The following is a 15,772-nucleotide window of genomic DNA, read 5'->3' on the forward strand; positions in this document are numbered from 1 at the left end:
TATATTAAATAAATACTGAGGTAAGCATGGAACAGCCAATTTCTGTAACTCGAAGCAACTTTAACGACTGGATGGTTCCAGTTTTTGCACCGGCAAATTTCATTCCGGTACGTGGCGAAGGTTCACGTATTTGGGATCAAGAAAATAAAGAATATATCGATTTTGCAGGCGGGATTGCAGTAAACGCATTAGGTCATGCGCATCCAGTGGCAGTGAATGCTTTAACAGAACAAGCAACAAAAATTTGGCATGTAGGCAACGGTTATACCAATGAACCAGTTCTACGCCTTGCAAAACAACTCACCGAAAATACATTTGCAGATAAAGTATTCTTCTGTAACTCAGGTGCTGAAGCGAACGAAGCGGCATTAAAACTGGCGCGTAAAGTCGGACTCGACAGCGGCGTTGCTGGCAAAAGTGGCATTGTGGCATTTAACAATGCGTTCCACGGCCGTACCTTATTTACCGTTTCAGCAGGTGGTCAACCTAAATATTCACAAGACTTTGCACCTCTTCCAAACGGTATCAACCATGTTGCCTTTAATGATTTAGAAGCTGCAAAAGCGGTCATTAATGAGCAAACTTGTGCCGTGATTGTTGAGCCAATCCAAGGTGAAGGCGGCGTTATTCCTGCTGACATCGAATTTTTAAAGGGTTTACGTGCACTGTGTGATGAGTTTGGTGCCTTACTTATTTTTGATGAAGTACAAACCGGTGTTGGCCGTACAGGTGCACTGTATGCTTACATGAACTCTGGTGTTATTCCAGATGTATTAACGACTGCAAAAGCACTAGGTGGTGGTTTCCCAGTAGGTGCAATGCTAACAACCGATAAGTTTGCTCCGCATTTTTCAGTCGGTACACATGGTACAACTTATGGTGGTAACCCGTTAGCAAGTGCGGTTGCTGGTGCAGTATTTGAGTTTATTAATACACCTGAAGTGCTTGAGGGTGTAAAACATCGTCATCAATATTTCATCGACGCATTAAATAAATTAAATGCTGAGTACCCGATTTTTGAAGAAATTCGTGGTCAAGGCTTACTCATTGGTTGTGCATTAAAAGCTGAGTATGCAGGGAAAGCGAAAGACATTACCACATGGGCAGGTGAAGAAGGTTTACTTGCTTTAATCGCAGGACCTAACGTGGTTCGTTTTACACCGTCTCTAATTATTCCTGAACAAGATATTGATGAAGGAATTGCTCGTTTAAAACGCGCATTGGCAAAGTTGGCTAAATAAAAAAAAAGGAAAGCTAGCCATGATGATCGTCCGTCATGCCGAGTTTCGAGACCTTGAAGATATTTATAAATTAGCAGGTAAGTCGGGTGTAGGCCTGACTTCCTTGCCACAAAATATGGATACACTTTCGGCTCGAATTTCACGTACTCGCAATACTTTAAATGGCAATGTCCATAAAAGTGAACAAGGTTATCTGTTTGTTCTTGAAGATACAGAAGCTCAACGTGTTATTGGGTTAAGTGCAATCGAAGTTGCTGTTGGACTCATTGAACCTTGGTACAACTTTCATGTTGGTACTCAAGTACACGCTTCAAAAGCATTAAATGTGTATAAGTCATTACCTACTTTATTTTTAAGTAATGACAGAACAGGTAGTAGTGAACTCTGTACATTATTTTTAGATCCAGAGCGTCGTGAAAACCAAAACGGTAAATTCTTATCGAAAATCCGTTTTATGTTTATCGCTGCCTTTAAGCAATATTTCGAGAAAAAGTTAATTGCTGAAATGCGTGGTTTCTCAGACGAAAATGGATGTTCTCCATTTTGGGATGCTATTGGTCACCATTTCTTTAATATGGATTTTTCAACAGCAGACTATTTAAGTGGAATTGGGCAAAAAGTGTTTATTGCAGAGCTTATGCCACGTTTCCCAGTCTATGTAGATCTCTTGCCAAAAGATGCGCAAGAGGTAATTGGAAAAATGCATCCACAAACTTTACCTGCTTATCATGTGCTTGAGTCGGAAGGCTTACGCTATCAAGGATATGTCGATATTTTTGATGCGGGTCCAACCATTGAAGCCAATATTGATGAATTGCGAGCAGTAAAAGAAAGTCAGTTACTAAACGTCAAAATTATAAGTGAAGCTGTGGTCGGTAAGACCCAATATCTCATTGCCAATGATAATTATCATGACTATAAGGCAATGTTGTTAAAGCTTGATCTTGTTGATAACACAATAAATTTAACACATGAACAAGCTGAAAAACTCGGTGTACAAGAAGGTCACGTTGTTCGTGTGTTATCACTAAATCCAATGGAAGTATCCTGATGTCAAACTCTTTATTTATAAACGGTGTCTGGTTACAAGGCAGCGGTGCAACATTTGAAAAAACAAATCCAGTTGATAACCAAACTGTATGGTCAGGTGCCGAGGCTACTGCTACTGATGTAGAGCAAGCTTGTCAGGCAGCGCGTACTGCGTTTCCAGCTTGGGCGCGTTTACCACTTGCAGAACGTGTAGCGATTGTTGAAAAATTTGCCGCTTTGCTTGAAGAAAATAAAAAGCATTTAGCAGAAGTCATTAGCCAAGAAACCAGTAAGCCATTTTGGGAAACGTTAACTGAAGTTCAATCAATGATTGGCAAAGTTGCGATTTCGATTCGTGCTTACCACCAGCGTACAGGCGAAAGCTCAACTGAAATGGCTGATGGTGTGGCATCTTTACGTCATCGTCCGCATGGTGTACTTGCGGTTTTCGGTCCATATAACTTCCCGGGCCATCTACCAAATGGGCATATTGTTCCTGCATTACTTGCTGGCAACACAGTTGTATTTAAACCAAGTGAATTAACGCCATGGACTGCTGAAGAAACTGTAAAACTTTGGCAGCAAGCTGGCCTGCCAAATGGTGTGATGAACTTGGTTCAAGGTGGACGTACCACGGGTGAAGCGCTAGCTGCTTCACATGAAATTGATGGTTTATTGTTTACCGGAAGTGCAAACACTGGTTATCACTTACATAAGCAAATGGCAGGTGCACCTGAAAAAATTCTTGCGCTTGAAATGGGCGGCAATAATGCATTGATTATTGATGAAATTATCGATGTTGATGCAGTAGTTAATCTTGCTATTCAATCTGCTTTTGTTTCGGCAGGTCAGCGTTGTACATGTGCGCGCCGTATTTTGGTAAAAAATGGTGCTGAAGGTGATGCATTTATTCAACGTTTTGTTGAAGTTGCTAAAAACCTAAAAGTTGGTCATTGGAATGATGAACAACAACCATTTATGGGTGGGGTAATCTCGTCAGTTGCTGCAACAAACATGATGCATGCTCAGCAAAAATTACTTGAGCTGGGTGCAAAAAGTTTATTAGCCATGACGCGTCCACAAGAAGATAGTTCGTTACTTACGCCAGGCATTGTTGATGTAACAGGCGTGAAAGATATTCCAGATGAAGAATATTTTGGTCCGCTTACGACTATTCAACGTTATGACAACTTTGATGAAGCATTAAAAATTGCTAACGCAACTCGTTTTGGCTTGTCAGTTGGTTTGGTTTCACCAAAACGCGAACTGTTTGATGACTTACTCATTGAAGCACGTGCCGGTATTGTGAATTGGAATAAGCCATTAACTGGGGCTTCAAGTGCTGCACCGTTTGGTGGTGTAGGGGCGTCAGGTAATCACCGCGCGAGTGCTTTTTACGCTGCCGACTATTGTGCTTGGCCAATGGCATCACTTGAAAGTGACAGCTTAACTTTACCAGAAAAATTATCTCCAGGGATTGTGTTGCCTTAAACACTAGGGAAAGAAAAAAATGAAAGGATATGAAGTAAACTTCGATGGTTTAGTGGGACCAACACATCACTACGCGGGTTTGTCGTTTGGTAATGAAGCATCGACAAAAAACCGTAATAATACCTCGAATCCAAAATTAGCAGCGAAACAAGGTTTGCTAAAGATGAAAGCCTTGGCTGACATGGGAATGAAACAAGGTGTACTTGCTCCGCATGAGCGTCCACATGTTCCAATGTTACGCCGTTTAGGCTTTACAGGTGATGACATTAGCGTTATTGCTCAAGCAATGCGTCATTCACCTGAACTATTGTCATCTTTAAGTTCAGCTTCTCCAATGTGGACTGCCAATGCGGCTACTGTTTCACCTTCGGCAGATAGCCAAGATGAGCGTGTGCATTTCACAGCAGCGAACCTGAACAATAAGTTTCACCGTTCAATTGAAGCTGAAACTACAAGCCAAGTTTTACAAGCCATCTTTAAAAATGAACGCCACTTTGTACATCACGAAGCATTGCCACAAGTGGCTTTGTTTGGTGACGAAGGTGCAGCCAATCATAACCGCTTAGGGGGTGATTATGCTAAGCGCGGTGTTCAGGTGTTTGTTTATGGTCAACAACATTTAAATAATGGCTTGCCGGGACCAAAACGCTATCCGGCTCGACAAACGCGCGAGGCAAGTGAAGCAATTGCACGTTTGCACCGTTTAGATGATGCACATACCGTTTTTGTTCAGCAAAATCCGGATGTAATTGATCAGGGCGTTTTCCATAACGATGTGATCGCGGTAAGTAACCAACAGGTTTTATTCCATCACCAACATGCCTTTTTAAATCAAGATCAGGCTTTTGCTGAAATTCGTAAAAAAATGGCAAGCATCGGTGAAGACTTTATTTCGATTGAAGTGCCTGAAAACCGCGTTACTGTAGACGATGCCGTAGCAACCTATTTATTTAATAGCCAAATTTTGACTCGTCCAGATGGTGGAATGACTATTGTTGTACCAGAAGAGTCTCGTCAAAATGCAGCAGTGTGGGGCTATTTAAATGACATGATTCAAATGGGCACACCAATTGATGCTATTCAGGTATATGACTTACGTGAAAGTATGCGTAACGGTGGTGGTCCAGCTTGTCTGCGTTTACGTGTAGCTTTAAACGAAACTGAGTTAAATGCCGTAAATCCAAAAGTTCTAATGAATGATCAATTGTTTGGCACACTCAATCAATGGGTTGATAAACATTATCGTGATCGTTTAGCACAAGAAGATTTGGCTGATCCGCATTTGTTAATGGAAAGCCGTATGGCACTTGACGAACTGACCAAAATTTTAGGTTTGGGTTCGGTTTATCCTTTCCAAAAATAATGAGGAGGTGACATGCAAGATTTTCTAGCATTAACCTTACAAGGTGAGCAGCCTACAACTCGCGAAGGAAAACAAAATAATTTTTCTTGGCGTTGGTTGGGTGAAGGACTTCTTGAATGCACCCCAAACGCACAGTACGACAAAGCTGTCGTACTGTCAGCTGGAGTGCATGGTAATGAAACAGCACCAATTGAATTGTTATCTCATCTTTGCACGGATTTATTTGCAGGGCGTTTAAACCTTGCTGTGAGGTTGCTGCTTGTATTGGCTAACCCCTATGCAATGCGTCAAGGCAAACGCTATGTGTATGATGATGTAAATCGAATGTTTTGTGGCGGGTATAAAACTCTACCCGTGACTGAAGAAGCAAAGCGTGCTGAAGTTTTAGAGCAAGTTGTCACAAACTTCTTTCAAGAAAGTGCAAGTGACGCTAAACGCTATCACTATGATTTACATACAGCAATTCGTGCTTCATTGTTACCAACGTTTGCTTTATTTCCCTATCAAACGCATGGCTATGATGCTGATTTAACAGCAAGTCTTGAAGCAGCCGATTTAGATGCTTTGGTTTATCACAATGCAGTAGGTAAAACGTTTACACATTTTACGAGTGAGAATTTTAAAGCGGCGAGCGCAACTTTAGAGTTAGGCAAAGCCTTACCATTTGGGCAAAATGACTTGAGCCAATTTGCTGCAGTTGATGAAGTTATTCGTAATGTAGTTTCTGAGCAAGCCTTACCGCTACGCAATAAAACAAAAATTCGAGTCTTTAAGGTGTCTGATTCTTTAATTAAAAAAGATGAAGACTTCCAGATGAATTTATCTGCTGAAGCTCCGAATTTTTCGACTTTTACCAAAGGTGAAATCATTGCAACTCAACCTTCTGGTAATTATGTGGTTGAGCAAGATCAGGTCTGGATTTTATTTCCAAATCCAAATGTGAAGCTTGGTTTGCGTGCGGGCTTAGTTTTAACTGAAGCGAATTGAATACTTGTTTTTTGAGAAATAAAAAAGGGCAATTAATTGCCCTTTTTTATTTATAACGGATTAGTTATTACCGAAAAGACCTTTAACCCAAGATTTCTTTTCAGCTTTTTGTGTAGATGCTTGAGCACCAGCGTTTATATTTGCATTTGTGTTAACTCCAACAGGACCAACGTTAACACCAACATTTAAACCAGTTTGAGCATTAATTGCATGTGCTGGTTGAGCTGCATTTAACTTCGCTTGAGCATCTGCTTTTGTGTCAGCTACAAACTCTTTTTGCTCGGCTTGGTTTTGAGCTACACGAGTTTTTACAGTATCTACATGTGCTTGAGCATTAGCTTGTTTTTCAGCAGTAAATTCTTTTTGGTCGGCTTGTTTTTCTGCAACTTTAGCTTTTACAGCATCAACACTTGCTTTTGTATCAGCTTTCGCTTCAACTGCTAGATTTTTAGTACCGTTTGCAGCTTTAGTCGCTACATTTTTAGTACCTGTTACTGCTTCGGTAGCAAAATGTTTAGTACCGTTTGCAGCTTTAGTTGCTACATTTTTAGTACCTGTCGCAGCTTCGGCAGCAAAATGTTTTGTACCATTTGCAGCTTTAGAAGAAAGTTCAGTCACTTTTCCTGTTGTTTTTTTTGTTGCTTTAACTGTAGTGTCAGCCGCTACATGACCAGCATGCTTTGCTGTGCTACCCACAGTATGTGCAGTATTTTTGACTGTATTGGCTACGCCACTAACAAGACCACCCGGTTGTACATTTACTTGAGCAGAAGCACCTGCATTAACGCCCGCACTTTGTGCAAAAATAGAGGCAGAAGCAAGAACACTTGCAGTAACGATAGCTGTTTTCATCATTTTCATTGCGATATCCTTCAAAGAATATACCCTTTTAGTGAGGTATTTCATAAACGCAAACGAATCATAGCCAAGGAAATATGGGCTTGGGAACTAACTTCATCAAAATGTTACAACAGTGTTACGTTGAGTAAACAGACTAGGGATAAATTGTGAAGATTAATAAAAATTAATAATAAAGTGAAAAAGAACATTTATTTGTTAGATATTCTAATTAAGCTCGCTTGTCTTTCGTTTTTTCCTGACTTGTTCTTTATATCTTTAAATGTGATGTGAATCTAATTATTTATTAGAGGAAACGGCATAATTATTGCTTATTATGAGAATGGAGTGCTTTTTTAGCACTTTTTTGAACCATCTTCTGCCAGAAATATAAATGTAAGGGCAGAACTGTATTTTTGCTTATTCGAGAAAAGGTACTTTGGCTTTTCTCAGGTTTGTATATTTCATGAAATAGAAATTTCACATGAAATATATTGAAAGAAATGGCACTTTATTTCGAATAATCAAAAATAAAAATAGATATCTATAAACAAAAAAACAGAGATATGACAGATGAAAATTATTGCTTCCCTTCTTGTATTGGTCGGCTTGGTCGCCGTTGTTCTCTATCTTAAGCCAACAAGTGGTGCATCTGATGTGTTCAATTCTGCTTTACATGAGTCGAATTCGCCACAACCAGACACCGCGTCCTTTCTTTCTAAACTTAAGGAGCCTACTCAACCTAAAAATCTATCTCAACATTCAACTCATCCTCAATCGGTATCAGCTGATACCGTCCCTTTTTATGACACAAAAAGTGATCTTTCTATTCAACCGATTGATCCAGAAAAAGATCCAGCAAATGAAATAAAAGCGAAATAAGCAAATTGTTAGTTGAAAAACTACGGAGAAAAATAATGCAAAGTAAAACGTTATTTCTATTAGGTCTATGTACAATATTAAGTACAACTGCATCCGCTCTTCCTTTGGACTCTAAAGGTGCTAAACAGCGGTTAAATCAAGCAGCAAAACAAAAAGTATTTCAGGGCAAAATTGATTTGGATGCCTTGGTTAATAATGATTCGAATGATTTAATCGTCGAATACAATATTCCTTCGGTGAGTGTGCCTTCCGGTTTAGAACGGCGGAGTTATATTGCAACAAATAAAAAGAATATACAGGCAAGGTTTAACCGTGCTGGTGGTGTACAAGTACTTCGGGACTACAATAATTTGCCTTTAGCTTTCTATCGAATTAGTAATCGCGAAGCTTTGGTGACTTTATTAAATGATCCAAATGTTAAAGCGGTTTATCCGAACCGTATTAACCAGACTACGACCAATGAAAGTTTACCTTTAATTAATCAACCACAAGCCAATACCAATGGTTTTACGGGCGAAGGCTCTAGTGTGGCGGTGATTGATACAGGTGTGAATTATCTTCACTCTGATTTTGGCTGTACGGCAGTAAATACACCATCAAACACATGTCGAGTGGTTTATTCATTTGATAGTGCACCAGATGATGGCGCTTTAGATGATGATGGGCATGGTAGTAATGTTTCAGGGATCGTATCTAAGGTTGCTACCAAGACCAAAATTATAGGCATTGATGTCTTTAGAAAAGTGAGATCCCAAGGTAAATGGGTAAGCACAGCTTATGATAGTGATATCCTCGCAGGGATTAACTGGGCTGTAAATAATGCACAAACCTATAATATTAAAGCAGTTAACTTGAGCCTTGGCGTACCGGGTGTTAAATATACCTCTGAGTGTAGTGATAGCAGTTATGGAACGGCATTTGCCAATGCACGAGCTGCTGGTGTGGTGCCTGTAGTCGCTTCAGGTAATGATGCATTTTCAGATGGCATCTCATCTCCTGCTTGTGTAGCTGGTGCAGTAAGAGTAGGTGCTGTTTATGATAGTAATATTGGTGGTGTGTCATGGGGGAACCCTGTGAAATGTTCGGACCCAACCACAGCGGCAGATAAGGTAGCGTGCTTTAGTAATGGTGGTAGTCTTGTGACCTTATTGGCACCGGGAGCAATGATCACGGCGGGTGGTTACACCATGGGTGGTACATCTCAAGCGACACCACATGTGGCAGGTGCAATTGCTTTATTACGAGCAAATCGTGTGAGTCCGACAGAAAGTATTGATCAAACGATTAGTCGTTTAAAAACGACCGGTAAACCAATTACTGATCCAAGAACGGGATTGGTTTTCCCTCGTATTGATTTACTGGCAGCAACAAATGGTTTGACTATTAATTAAATAGCTTATTTATAATTTTTTAAATTAGGTCCAAGAAATTTATAAATGGCTATAACCCGTTGCAAAGGGTAACTTCTGCAACGGGCTTTTTATGTAAAAGTATTAATTACACTTTGCTAGATTTGCTGGATTAAAGTTGTTTTGGAGTTTCTTGAAATTATTCTGAATTTCTGGATCTTGAATATTAAATGTCGTTGAACTTTTGGTTGTAGAGTTGGTTGCCTGATTTAATATGCCTGATTCATCAGGATACTGCATAGTCGATGAGGTCGCTGAAATCAGACCATTATTATTAAAAGTCCAGTGCTCAGTTACATGTCCGCCCCCTAAATAGCCAGTAAATTCAATCATACAAGCCTGTTTATCTTGTTTAATGAGTTTGGCTACATTACCTGTGGTAGAGGGATAAGCCTCGATATTTGTATCTTGTTCTAAAACTTGTGCCTGAGAATAAGATGAAGAAGGAGGTGTAGAGGTCGCACATGCAGTTAATGCTAAGCAGCATAGTGTTGTAAAGAGGAGTTTTTGACTATTCATAAGGCAGATTCCTAGCTTTCTTATAGTTAATGACATTATTTCTAGATGAATATCTGTGTTTATAAGAGCGCGAAGTTATCGCGCTATCCAAAAAATTAGTTAGCTGTTGTGCTCGATTTACTTAATTCACCTTGCTCGATCGGAATATTTTCACCATTTCGGCTACTGGTAATATTTTGTTTGGCTTGCTCTATTTTCTGTTCGGTAAATACTTTGGCGGTATCTGCTTTTTGTTGAACCACTTCTGCTTTTTCAGCAGTGAATTCTTTGGTATTTTGCCATTTCTCACTAATTTTATTCGATGTTTTTTCAGAAGCACCTTGAATAGAGTTTCCTAAATTTTGTATACCTTTGCCTGTTTTATACAATAGTACGCGCCCTAAGCTAGGATTGTCACCATAAGGTTGTGTTTTAGGTGTCGTTTCAACAACTTGCTGTGGCTGTGTTGTTTCTGCAAATAAGGTTGATGAAGCCAATATAGAACTTGCAACGCATAACACTTGTAAGGTTTTCATATGGATCAATCTCCCCAACCAGAATCAAAACATGAAGTGGTGATCTTACTGTTAAAAATAAAGCTTGTACTGCAATGAGATAAAACCCATACGATTTGATTACGATAAATCATCATTTAATAGCGCTAAACGAATCATTGCAATGATTCATAAACTAAATTCAGTCTTAATCAATTCTATAAACATGTCTCTGGCTTTATGGTTGCTCACATTTTTGTGCCAGAAAAAGTGATTTTGCATAAAGGCAAGATATTCAAATTTATAACTTTGGATATGAGCCAAATTCTTATATTGCTCATAAATACTTTTAGGCACTAAAGCTACCCCTGAGCCTGCACTGACACAGCCAATAATCGTGGCATAGCTGGTAATGCTGGTGATGGGAAGAGAGATATTCTTAAGTTTAAGCCATTCTTCGAGGGCTGCACGGTAAGGACAGCCTTCAGTCCACATAAAAATTTCTTTGCCAATCAAATCTTCTTGGCAATGAATTTCTCCCAAAGAGTGAGATGCGATTAAGACCATGTCTTCTTGGTAAATGTTGAGTTTATTGAGCATCGGAAACTCAATATTACCTGCGACAATTGCCCCATCAAGTTTGTGCTGAGAAATATCGACTAATAGCTGTTTCCATGTGCCGGTAATAATTTGAATGGAAACTTCTGGAAAACGTTGATGATATTTCGCAAGTAAATTGGGTAAACGTGTTGTGGCAGAAGATTCAATTGCTCCAATTTTTAATGGGCCAGAAGGTGGTGCATCTGGATGAATACTTCGTTTTGCCTCATCGCATAGCGCTAAAATTTTATGGCAATAATCTATAAAGATTTCTCCTGATGGAGTGAGTTTTAAACTTTTTCCTTCCCGATAAAATAAAGGTGCACCAAGCTCTTCTTCGAGTTGTTTAATCCGTGTCGTAATGTTGGATGGTACACAATGCAGTTGCATTGATGCCTTTGCCATTGTTCCGCATTCAACCACGGTTTGGAACATCTTTAATTGAGAGATATCCATGTTTTATCATTCACTTTTAATGAATATTAAACTCAATATAAGTTAATTTTATTGAACTATCCATGCGCATATGATGAAAGAGTTCCATTTCATTAGTGCAGATTTAACATGGCAATTTCTCTTGCTGCCGAAACCCAGCCTCCCGCATTTAAGCTCTATTTATGTATTGCTGTGACCGTCTTTTGCTGGGGCTATTCACCTATTGGTGTGCATAGTGCTTTGCATTCATATACCCCGCAGCACATTGCCTTACTTCGCTTTTTGATTGCATCGTTTTTTTTGCTGCTTTTGGTCATAAAAAAAGGCATTCAGCCTTTAAAGTGGAAAGATGCTCCTGCGCTTGGGGTGTTAGGATTTTTCTCTGTAACACTGCATCATTTGCTGATAAATACAGGGCAACAATATGTGACTGCGGTTGCCTCCAGCATTTTAAGTCAGTCTATTCCGTTATTTACCTTTATTATTTCAGCTTTAGTTTTTAAAGAGCAAATTCGGTTCAAACAGTGGCTATGTATTTTATTGGGGCTTTGCGGCGCCGTGTTGGTGGTTAGTGGAGATCATGGTTTTGGTGTACCGAGCCCTTATAGTTTATTGATTGTTTTAGCTGCAATTGCGTGGGGCCTTTATTTTAATTTATATAAAAAATTTGCTTTAAACTATGATGCCTTGAGCATGATGTGCTACATCATTTGGTTCGGGACTATTCCTTTACTATTTTATAGTGTTCACTTACCCAATGAAATTTTACATGCTACTTGGCAAGCCAATATGTCGGTTGTCTTATTGGGTATTTTCCCAAGTGCGATGGCTTATGTTCTTTGGGGATATGTACTTAAAAATATGCCATTAACGATTGCATCGAATTTTTTATATTGCTCGCCGATTGTCGCGATGAGTTTAGCCGTTGTTTTCTTAAATGAAAAACCATCAATGATGGTGCTGTTAGGTGGAGTGATTATTGTGGGGAGCTTGGTATGGATGAATTGGGGGAATAGGCGTACTATCGAATAAGCTATAGATAATTAAAGGATCTGTAGATTGATGTTATGTCATGTGCTGCTTACTTTAAGAGAATGAGATGATTGTTGTTACCCTGACTTATAAAAAACCATTAGCCGAAGTTGATGCTGTACTCAAAGAGCATATTGCATTTTTAGATCAGTACTATGAGCAAAAGAAATTTTTAGCGTCGGGACGCCGGGAAAATAGAGTAGGTGGTGTAATTTTAGTTCTAAGCTCTTCGATTCAAGAAGCCGAAGAAATCATGAAAAATGATCCGTTTTATATTCATGATGTGGCCGATTATGATTTTATGTGGTTTGAGCCATCGAAAAGTTTAGAAGAGATTAAAGCATTTGTTTAACTAAAAAAATAAAGGGATCTCTAAAAGATCCCTTTATTTAATAATGAGCTAATTAGCCCTGCAACACACTTACATCAGCAACAGCAGTAAACAAGTTACGTAACTGAGCCAATAAACGTAAACGGTTTGCCTTTAGATCAGCATCATCTGCCATTACCATTACACCATCAAAGAATGCATCAATCGGCGCGCGAAGTGCTGCAAGCTTAGAAAGGGCAGCAGTATAGTCTTTTGCTGCAAGTAATGGTTCAACAGCAGGGGTAACTGCTTGAAGTTCAGCGAATAATGCTTTTTCAGCATCTTCAACCAAGCTTGCTTCAACGACAGAACCTTCTGGTGCTGCTTCTTTTGCAAGAATATTAGCAACACGTTTGTTTGCAGCAGCAAGTGCAGCAGCTTCAGGTAATGTACGGAAGTGGTTAACAGCATTTACGCGCTTGTCAAAATCAAGTGGAGATTTTGGTGCAAGAGCTTGAACGGCTTGAAGTACGTCAACAGCAACGCCTTGGTCTTCATACTTAGCACGGTAACGACCTTCCAAGAACGCAACAGCATCAGCGCGAGTTTTGTCGTGGTCTTTAACGATATCGCCATAACCTTGAAGTGCAAGATTCACTAACTCTTCAATTGTTACGTCTAGCTCATTTTCAATGATTAAACGTAAGATACCAATTGCTGAACGACGAAGAGCAAACGGGTCTTTAGAACCTGTAGGCGCTTGTCCAATACCGAAAATACCAACCAGCGTATCTAAACGATCAGCAAGAGCAATAGTTGTACCTGTTTTGGTTTTAGGTAAAACATCACCTGCAAATTTTGGTAAGTATTGTTCACCTAAAGCTTCTGAAACTTCAGTGTTTTCGCCTTCAATACGCGCGTAGTAAGTACCCGCAATACCTTGAAGTTCTGGGAATTCACCAACAAGCTCAGAGGTTAAGTCGCATTTAGCAAGTAATGCAGCTTTTTCAGCATCAGCTGGGTTTGCACCAGTGATTGAAGATAATGCAACTGCAAGTTTTGCAATACGTGTTGATTTGTCCCAAAGCGTACCAAGCTGTGCTTGGAATACCATGTTTGCTAATTTTTCTTTACGAGATGCAAGCGGTTGCTTTTGATCTTGTAAGAAGAAGAATTCAGCATCAGACAAACGAGGGCGAACAACTTTTTCGTTACCTTCAATAATTTGAGTCGGATCTTTAGACTCAATATTTGAAACAGTAATAAAGTAAGGCTGTAATTTACCTTCTGCATTGATCAAACAGAAATACTTCTGGTTGTCTTGCATTGTCGTAATAAGAGCTTCTTGAGGAACAGCTAAGTAGCGTTCTTCAAAAGTTGCACGTAAAGCTACAGGCCATTCAACGAGGCTTGTTACTTCATCAAGTAAGTCAGTTGGAACAATCGCAGTCGCGTTAACTTCATCAGCTAACTTTTTCACTTGTTCTTGAATGGTTGCTTGACGTTTTTCAAAGTTCGCAACAACGTAAGCTTTTTCTAAAGCAGCTAAATAGTCATTTGCATGCGCTAAAGTCACTGCTTCTGGTGCGTGGAAACGGTGACCATAAGTCACATTACCAGCTTTGTGATCTTGAATAGTTGCGTCAACAATTTGGTCGTCTTTGAGTAAAAGAACCCATTTAACCGGACGCACAAACTCGGTACGGCTTGCAGCAGAACGCATACGCTTAGCAATTGGTAAATTGTCTAATGCAGTTTGTAAAATCTGTGGAAGTAAAGCGTCAAGGCTTTGACCTTTTACATCTTTTAAATAGCAAACTTTTTCAACTTTACCTGCTTGGAAAGTAGAAAGCTGATCAACAGTAATACCTTGGCCACGCATAAAGCCTTCGAGTGCTTTAGTCGGTTTGCCTTCTGCATCGTAAGCTGCTTGAACAGCAGGACCATCAAAACGTTTTTGAGTGTCCGCTTGAGCAGCATCGATATCAACAATTTTAAGCGCTAAACGACGTGGTGCCGCATAAGCTTCAATTGATGCGAAGTTTAAGCCAGCATCTTTTAAGCCTTTTACCGTTTCTGCCTGTAATGCATCACGTAACGTTTTTAAGCTTTTTGGTGGAAGCTCTTCACAGCCAAGTTCGAATAAAACAGTATGTTTGCTCATTAGTTTTTCTCCGCCTTTGCCGCTTCACTTTCAGCTTGTGCTTTTAGCTGTGCCAATACTTCATCACGTAGGTGTGGTTCTGCCATTGGGAAGCCAAGTTCTGCACGCGCTTGTACATAACTTTGTGCAATAGCACGCGCTAAAGTACGTACACGTAAAATGTAACGTTGACGCTCAGTCACAGAAATTGCACCACGTGCATCAAGCAAGTTAAAGGTATGAGAAGCTTTAACGACTTGCTCATAAGCAGGAAGAGAAAGTTTTGCTTCAATTAAACGGTTTGCTTCTGATTCGTAAAAATCAAACAGTTCAAATAGTTTTTCAACTGGAGCGTATTCAAAGTTATAAGTCGATTGCTCAACTTCATTTTGGTGGAATACGTCGCCGTAAGTTACCGTGCCGAATTGGCCTTTAGTCCAAACAAGGTCATAAACCGAGTCAACACCTTGAAGGTACATTGCAAGACGTTCTAAACCGTAAGTGATTTCGCCTGTTACTGGGTAACATTCAACACCACCGACTTGTTGGAAGTAAGTGAACTGAGTTACTTCCATACCGTTAAGCCAAACTTCCCAACCTAAGCCCCAAGCACCTAGCGTTGGAGATTCCCAGTTATCTTCTACGAAACGGATGTCGTGAGTAAGCGTATCAATCCCGATTGCTTTTAAAGAATCGAGATAAAGCTGTTGGATATTGTCTGGATTTGGCTTAAGTACCACTTGGAACTGATAGTAGTGTTGCAAACGGTTCGGGTTTTCACCATAGCGGCCATCTTTTGGACGACGTGAAGGTTGAACGTATGCAGCATTCCAAGTTTCAGGCCCTAAAGCACGTAAGAATGTTGCGGTGTGGAATGTTCCAGCGCCCATTTCCATGTCGTAAGGTTGTAGTACGACGCAGCCTTGTTCGGCCCAATAGTTTTGTAGGGCAAGAATTAAGCCCTGAAATGTATCAATGTGCGAGATGGCGCGACTCATGTAGCATCCACGAATTTATGAGA

At 39.9% G+C, this 15,772-nt stretch carries 15 protein-coding genes; 9 read left to right on the top strand and 6 right to left on the bottom strand.

The window, feature by feature from the left end; all coding sequences use genetic code 11:
- Window positions 1-26 precede the first annotated feature (26 nt).
- The 5 genes from RFW85_RS09180 to astE are packed head-to-tail and all read left to right on the top strand — an operon-like array spanning window position 27 to window position 6,111.
- Window positions 27-1,241, top strand: coding sequence for an aspartate aminotransferase family protein (locus RFW85_RS09180; protein ID WP_309171454.1), 1,215 nt, complete (start codon window positions 27-29; stop codon window positions 1,239-1,241).
- 19 nt (window positions 1,242-1,260) lie between these two features.
- Window positions 1,261-2,292, top strand: coding sequence for an arginine N-succinyltransferase (astA, locus tag RFW85_RS09185; protein WP_309171455.1), 1,032 nt, complete (start codon window positions 1,261-1,263; stop codon window positions 2,290-2,292).
- The gene (gene astD, locus RFW85_RS09190; protein ID WP_309171456.1) at window positions 2,292-3,761 is read left to right on the top strand and encodes a succinylglutamate-semialdehyde dehydrogenase; all 1,470 of its coding nucleotides are present in this window, start codon (window positions 2,292-2,294) and stop codon (window positions 3,759-3,761) included. Before astA ends, astD begins: the two co-directional genes overlap by 1 nt.
- 19 nt (window positions 3,762-3,780) lie before the next feature.
- Window positions 3,781-5,124 (top strand): N-succinylarginine dihydrolase, encoded by a 1,344-nt coding sequence (gene astB / locus RFW85_RS09195; RefSeq protein WP_130119867.1) that lies wholly within the window; start codon window positions 3,781-3,783, stop codon window positions 5,122-5,124.
- Window positions 5,125-5,136: 12 nt separating this feature from the next.
- Complete coding sequence (gene astE, locus RFW85_RS09200; RefSeq protein WP_309171457.1) at window positions 5,137-6,111, top strand: succinylglutamate desuccinylase; 975 nt, start codon at window positions 5,137-5,139, stop codon at window positions 6,109-6,111.
- Between the two features lie 60 nt (window positions 6,112-6,171).
- Here astE and RFW85_RS09205 read toward each other — a convergent pair whose 3' ends face one another.
- Window positions 6,172-6,972 (bottom strand): hypothetical protein, encoded by an 801-nt coding sequence (locus RFW85_RS09205; RefSeq protein ID WP_309171458.1) that lies wholly within the window; start codon window positions 6,970-6,972, stop codon window positions 6,172-6,174.
- Between the two features lie 549 nt (window positions 6,973-7,521).
- Here RFW85_RS09205 and RFW85_RS09210 point away from each other — a divergent pair.
- Together RFW85_RS09210 and RFW85_RS09215 are read left to right on the top strand one after the other, a co-directional pair.
- The gene (locus RFW85_RS09210) at window positions 7,522-7,830 is read left to right on the top strand and encodes a hypothetical protein (protein ID WP_046811856.1); all 309 of its coding nucleotides are present in this window, start codon (window positions 7,522-7,524) and stop codon (window positions 7,828-7,830) included.
- A gap of 35 nt (window positions 7,831-7,865) precedes the next feature.
- Window positions 7,866-9,221, top strand: a complete 1,356-nt coding sequence (locus tag RFW85_RS09215) for a S8 family serine peptidase (protein WP_057068771.1) — start codon at window positions 7,866-7,868, stop codon at window positions 9,219-9,221.
- A gap of 102 nt (window positions 9,222-9,323) precedes the next feature.
- On the opposite strand, the gene RFW85_RS09220 is transcribed toward RFW85_RS09215, so the two are convergent.
- The 3 genes from RFW85_RS09220 to RFW85_RS09230 form a co-directional block, all read right to left on the bottom strand.
- Window positions 9,324-9,758: a hypothetical protein gene (locus RFW85_RS09220; RefSeq protein ID WP_068530122.1), complete on the bottom strand. Its 435-nt coding sequence runs from the start codon at window positions 9,756-9,758 to the stop codon at window positions 9,324-9,326.
- A gap of 95 nt (window positions 9,759-9,853) precedes the next feature.
- Window positions 9,854-10,273, bottom strand: coding sequence for a hypothetical protein (locus tag RFW85_RS09225; RefSeq protein WP_017481690.1), 420 nt, complete (start codon window positions 10,271-10,273; stop codon window positions 9,854-9,856).
- Window positions 10,274-10,420: 147 nt separating this feature from the next.
- Window positions 10,421-11,287, bottom strand: coding sequence for a LysR family transcriptional regulator (locus RFW85_RS09230; RefSeq protein ID WP_309171459.1), 867 nt, complete (start codon window positions 11,285-11,287; stop codon window positions 10,421-10,423).
- A gap of 108 nt (window positions 11,288-11,395) precedes the next feature.
- On the opposite strand from RFW85_RS09230, the gene RFW85_RS09235 reads away from it, so the two are divergent.
- Together RFW85_RS09235 and RFW85_RS09240 are read left to right on the top strand one after the other, a co-directional pair.
- Window positions 11,396-12,298, top strand: a complete 903-nt coding sequence (locus tag RFW85_RS09235; protein ID WP_309171460.1) for a DMT family transporter — start codon at window positions 11,396-11,398, stop codon at window positions 12,296-12,298.
- A gap of 67 nt (window positions 12,299-12,365) precedes the next feature.
- On the top strand, window positions 12,366-12,650 hold the full coding sequence (locus RFW85_RS09240) for a YciI family protein (protein WP_309171461.1): 285 nt from the start codon (window positions 12,366-12,368) through the stop codon (window positions 12,648-12,650).
- 52 nt (window positions 12,651-12,702) lie between these two features.
- On the opposite strand, the gene glyS is transcribed toward RFW85_RS09240, so the two are convergent.
- Window positions 12,703-14,772, bottom strand: coding sequence for a glycine--tRNA ligase subunit beta (glyS, locus tag RFW85_RS09245; RefSeq protein WP_309171462.1), 2,070 nt, complete (start codon window positions 14,770-14,772; stop codon window positions 12,703-12,705).
- The gene (glyQ, locus tag RFW85_RS09250) at window positions 14,772-15,749 is read right to left on the bottom strand and encodes a glycine--tRNA ligase subunit alpha (RefSeq protein WP_002044989.1); all 978 of its coding nucleotides are present in this window, start codon (window positions 15,747-15,749) and stop codon (window positions 14,772-14,774) included. The genes glyS and glyQ overlap by 1 nt, the downstream gene beginning before the upstream one ends.
- Window positions 15,750-15,772 lie beyond the last annotated feature (23 nt).

It is taken from the genome of Acinetobacter sp. 12966 (assembly GCF_031196995.1).
GTDB lineage: Bacteria > Pseudomonadota > Gammaproteobacteria > Pseudomonadales > Moraxellaceae > Acinetobacter > Acinetobacter geminorum.

What these genes read in the sequence shown, in the direction of transcription:
- RFW85_RS09240 (WP_309171461.1), top strand. Translation starts at nt 12,366, where the DNA reads ATGATTGTTGTTACCCTGACTTATAAAAAACCATTAGCCGAAGTTGAT.
- glyS (WP_309171462.1), bottom strand. Translation starts at nt 14,772, where the DNA reads ATGAGCAAACATACTGTTTTATTCGAACTTGGCTGTGAAGAGCTTCCA.
- astB (WP_130119867.1), top strand. Translation starts at nt 3,781, where the DNA reads ATGAAAGGATATGAAGTAAACTTCGATGGTTTAGTGGGACCAACACAT.
- RFW85_RS09225 (WP_017481690.1), bottom strand. Translation starts at nt 10,273, where the DNA reads ATGAAAACCTTACAAGTGTTATGCGTTGCAAGTTCTATATTGGCTTCA.
- RFW85_RS09215 (WP_057068771.1), top strand. Translation starts at nt 7,866, where the DNA reads ATGCAAAGTAAAACGTTATTTCTATTAGGTCTATGTACAATATTAAGT.
- astE (WP_309171457.1), top strand. Translation starts at nt 5,137, where the DNA reads ATGCAAGATTTTCTAGCATTAACCTTACAAGGTGAGCAGCCTACAACT.
- RFW85_RS09210 (WP_046811856.1), top strand. Translation starts at nt 7,522, where the DNA reads ATGAAAATTATTGCTTCCCTTCTTGTATTGGTCGGCTTGGTCGCCGTT.
- RFW85_RS09180 (WP_309171454.1), top strand. Translation starts at nt 27, where the DNA reads ATGGAACAGCCAATTTCTGTAACTCGAAGCAACTTTAACGACTGGATG.
- astA (WP_309171455.1), top strand. Translation starts at nt 1,261, where the DNA reads ATGATGATCGTCCGTCATGCCGAGTTTCGAGACCTTGAAGATATTTAT.
- RFW85_RS09220 (WP_068530122.1), bottom strand. Translation starts at nt 9,758, where the DNA reads ATGAATAGTCAAAAACTCCTCTTTACAACACTATGCTGCTTAGCATTA.
- astD (WP_309171456.1), top strand. Translation starts at nt 2,292, where the DNA reads ATGTCAAACTCTTTATTTATAAACGGTGTCTGGTTACAAGGCAGCGGT.
- glyQ (WP_002044989.1), bottom strand. Translation starts at nt 15,749, where the DNA reads ATGAGTCGCGCCATCTCGCACATTGATACATTTCAGGGCTTAATTCTT.
- RFW85_RS09235 (WP_309171460.1), top strand. Translation starts at nt 11,396, where the DNA reads ATGGCAATTTCTCTTGCTGCCGAAACCCAGCCTCCCGCATTTAAGCTC.
- RFW85_RS09230 (WP_309171459.1), bottom strand. Translation starts at nt 11,287, where the DNA reads ATGGATATCTCTCAATTAAAGATGTTCCAAACCGTGGTTGAATGCGGA.
- RFW85_RS09205 (WP_309171458.1), bottom strand. Translation starts at nt 6,972, where the DNA reads ATGAAAATGATGAAAACAGCTATCGTTACTGCAAGTGTTCTTGCTTCT.